We start from the raw sequence: 3,455 nt of genomic DNA, 5'->3' as shown, positions 1-3,455 counted from the left end.
AAGCTCCCCTGTTCGCCACGTTGAATCAGAGCGCCGTCCTCCTGGGAATCCCCAGCAAGTCACGCTCTCCGAGACTTGGTATTAGATGCCGGCTGCATCAAACCTACGGCGCGGAGATTCTGCACCGTACAGGACTCGCTGTTGCTCTCCTTGCTCGGCCCAATCCAAGGCATCCGCTCCGTCTTACAACTTAGCATAGACGAATATGTCACCTTTTCCGTTACTGCGGCCAACGCAATTTGTTGGATAAGGCGCGCTATGGAAACGCCCAGATCTGACAAGACCCCTACTGGTACGTGTCCTGATTGAGACGCTGACCAGGTCAGCGTTCAAGGCCGATCACTGCTTCGAGGTCTCGGTCCCAGTATGGATCCGGTCCGAATCTCGCAACCATCCAGTCGATAAATGCCCTGACTTTGGGCGCGAGTTCCCGCGAGCTCGGGTAAAGCACCCATAAGGTTTGCGTTGAGACAAGCGAGTACTCCGGAAGCGCGGGGACCAGCGCCCCGCTTCGGATCTCCTCCGCTGCGCACCAAGTGGCCATAAGCGCGATCCCAAGCCCAGCGCACGCGGCATCGCGCACTGCGCCACCGTCGTTGATGCGTAGGGTAGGCGCCACCTGCCGCTCTATGGTCCTTCCGTCCATCCCCTTGAACGTCCAGAGGTCAAGAGTGCCGACGACGAGGCAAGTGTGATTGGCAAGGTCGTCCGGCGACCGTGGCCGACCACGCCGCGCGATGTAGTCCGGCGACGCGACCAGCACACGGCGGTCGGGCGCAAGTCGCCGTGCAACGAAGGACGAGTCCCCAAGCTCTGCGTAGCGAACGGCGACGTCGAATGCGCCCTCCACGAGGTCGACAACGCTGTCGGAGATGCGCATGTCGAGGATAAGCTCCGGGTAGCGGTTACAGAATTCGCTAAGGCCTGGCACTATATGCATGCGCGCAAAGGAGGCTGGGGCCGCCACACGGAGCTTGCCACGGGGTGTCGCCTGCTCGCGCCCGAGCGCCGCGCGCGCGGCCAGTGCCGCATCCAATACGTGCTCGGCATGCGGCAGGAAGGCTATCCCGTCTTCGGTCAGGGTCGCTTGCCGTGTTGTGCGATGGCGCAGGCGCGCTCCCAGCCGCTTCTCGAGCGCTGCAAGGCGCGCGCTCGCCCCCGCCGGGGTGACATTGAGGTCACGTGCTGCAGCGCTGATGCTGCCAAGCCGGGCGATGCGCACGAACAGGTTCAGGTCACTGATATCCACGGTGTGGCTTCCAAGTCAGCGTTGACTCCGGCATCAACTGGCGCGTGATGGCTGGCAACTGGGGCAGGATGTCCCATGCGCATTCGAAGCCGCCGAAGAGCCGCCTCAGCCGCGACGCCTCAGCCGCCGGCGCGAACATCAACCCAACACCAGACTTCGCCGCACTTACTTTCAAGAATTTCTTGAAGCTGATCTGGGAGAATGCCCGCTTCTGCATTCTCTGCAAAGGGATCACATGGGCGACGACAAGGCGGCACGGATCCGCCAAGAGCCGTTCAGGCAGGAGCCATTTATGCGTGCCCAAGTGATCGAGGCCTTCGGAGAGCCTGACGTCTTTCGGGTCGTGAACTCGCCCAACCCTCAGCCAGACCCAGACTAGGCGGCGGTGGCGATCGCGGCAACCAGTGTGAACCCTGTCGATCATAGATCCTGGCGCCAAGGCTGCTCGATCACGCCAAGTCCACCGGCCATCCTCGGCTGCGACGTCGTCGGCACTGTGCTCGCATTAGGCGCCGAGGTGAGCGGCGTGAACCTCCGTCGGTCGGCATTCCGGCGGACCGGCGCTAGCTTTGAGCGTGTCCCTACCAGCCACTGAGTCACTTGCGACTGAAAAGGAATCTACCATGTCCCAAACCATGAAGGCTGCCGTTCTCACCCGCTTCGGCGGAACGGATGCGTTCGAACTTCGTGAGGTTCCGGTGCCAGCGGTCGGGCCAAACCAGGTGCGAGTGCGCGTGCACGCGACTGCCGTGAACCCGCTGGACTGCCAGATCCGTCGGGGTGACTACACGGATTTCGTACCGCTACCCGCCATCATCGGCCACGACATCTCCGGCGTCGTCGAAGACGTCGGGTCCGATGTTACCGGGTTCGGGATCGGCGATGAGGTCTACTATACGCCAAAAATCTTCGGTGGTGCCGGTTCCTATGCCGAGCAACACGTGGTTGACGTGGAACTGGTCGGCCGCAAGCCCAGGAACCTTTCGCACATCGAGGCCGCGAGCCTGACACTCGTGGGAGGCACCGTTTGGGAGGCGTTCGTCCAACGCGCGCAGCTCAAGGTTGGTGAAACCGTATTGATTCATGGCGGAGCGGGTGGCGTGGGGACGATTGCGATCCAGGTCGCCAAAGCGATCGGGGCGCGGGTGATCACAACAGCACGGGCCCGCGATCATGATTTCGTACGCTCCCTTGGCGCAGACGAGGCGATCGACCTCACGACGGAGGACTATGTAGAGGCAGTTCTTCGGCGAACCGGTGGAGATGGCGTCAACGTCGTCTTCGACACCATTGGCGGTGACACGCTGACACGGAGTCCGCTGACGCTCTCCGCCTACGGTCGCGTCGTTAGCCTCGTTGATATCGCCCAACCTCAGAACCTCATCGAGGCCTGGGGCAAGAACGCCGCTTACCACTTTGTCTTCACTCGCCAGAATCGCGGGAAGCTCGATGCGCTGACCAACCTGATTGAGCGCGGTCTGGTGAAGCCTGTCATCGGCGCGACGTTTCCGCTCGCGCGCATGGGTGAGGCGCACGATTTTCTGGAGAACGGGAGCACGCGCGGCTTGCGCGGAAAGATCGTGATCGACGTGTCGGGCGAGGCGGGAGCGTTGTACCCCGGCCATAGGGCCGCTGCCTGACGCTTCGCGCGGACGACTGGCTGCTCCCCGCCTAATACCAAGTCTCCGAGAGTGTGACTCGTTGGGGATTCCCAGGCTGGCGGCGCTCTGATTCAACATGGCGAACAGAGGGGCTTCGCCATGCCCATTCCACTGCGAGACGACTTTGACGCGGTGGGGCTTCGTGCGGCGGCTCGTCGGACCAAGGATGCGGCGCAGGCCCGCCGGCTGTTGGCTTTGGTTGCCGTTTACGATGGCGCGTCGCGCACGGAGGCCGCCCGGATCGGCGGAGTGACGGTGCAGATCGTCCGGGACTAGGTGGCACGGTTCAACGCCGAGGGCCCGGCTGGGCTGGTTGACCGCAAGGCGCCGGGCCAGGCATCGCGGCTGACCAGTGCCCACCGTTCGGCCCTGGCAGCGGTGCTCGAGAGCGGCCCGATACGGGCCATCCATGGCGTGGTGCGGTGGCGGCTGGTCGATCTCTGCCAAAGATCACCCGGCGCTGGGCTCGGCGCGGCACCAGGCCCACGGCGTGGCCCTGCCCCGCTCTCGCGGACACCCCAGATAGGCTGAAGGGCCTGAGAGGT

The 3,455-nt window shown here is 63.5% G+C and carries 4 protein-coding genes and 1 pseudogene; 3 read left to right on the top strand and 2 right to left on the bottom strand.

Translation table 11 applies throughout. The annotated features are described in order from the left end of the window. Positions 1–322 precede the first annotated feature (322 nt). Positions 323–1,249, bottom strand: coding sequence for a LysR family transcriptional regulator (locus tag EP26_RS30145; RefSeq protein WP_043345030.1), 927 nt, complete (start codon positions 1,247–1,249; stop codon positions 323–325). After that, complete coding sequence (locus tag EP26_RS30140) at positions 1,236–1,673, bottom strand: hypothetical protein (RefSeq protein ID WP_043345028.1); 438 nt, start codon at positions 1,671–1,673, stop codon at positions 1,236–1,238. The genes EP26_RS30145 and EP26_RS30140 overlap by 14 nt, the downstream gene beginning before the upstream one ends. On the opposite strand from EP26_RS30140, the gene EP26_RS38880 reads away from it, so the two are divergent. The 3 genes and pseudogenes from EP26_RS38880 to EP26_RS37925 form a co-directional block, all read left to right on the top strand. After that, positions 1,635–1,844, top strand: coding sequence for an alcohol dehydrogenase catalytic domain-containing protein (locus EP26_RS38880; RefSeq protein ID WP_157033957.1), 210 nt, complete (start codon positions 1,635–1,637; stop codon positions 1,842–1,844). The genes EP26_RS30140 and EP26_RS38880 overlap by 39 nt on opposite strands. Before the next feature lie 28 nt (positions 1,845–1,872). Next, positions 1,873–2,889, top strand: coding sequence for a zinc-dependent alcohol dehydrogenase family protein (locus tag EP26_RS30135; protein WP_043345025.1), 1,017 nt, complete (start codon positions 1,873–1,875; stop codon positions 2,887–2,889). A gap of 120 nt (positions 2,890–3,009) precedes the next feature. Further along, a pseudogene (locus EP26_RS37925) lies at positions 3,010–3,357 on the top strand (helix-turn-helix domain-containing protein); the annotation flags it as partial. Positions 3,358–3,455: the final 98 nt, after the last annotated feature.

The organism is Belnapia moabensis DSM 16746, assembly GCF_000745835.1.
GTDB lineage: Bacteria > Pseudomonadota > Alphaproteobacteria > Acetobacterales > Acetobacteraceae > Belnapia > Belnapia moabensis.
Note: the sequence above shows the minus strand (reverse complement) of the source record. Positions and strands in the feature narration are given on the sequence as shown.

Excerpts from the sequence above, each read along its gene's own strand:
- EP26_RS30140 (WP_043345028.1), bottom strand. The coding sequence starts at position 1,673 with ATGATCGACAGGGTTCACACTGGTTGCCGCGATCGCCACCGCCGCCTA.
- EP26_RS30135 (WP_043345025.1), top strand. The coding sequence starts at position 1,873 with ATGTCCCAAACCATGAAGGCTGCCGTTCTCACCCGCTTCGGCGGAACG.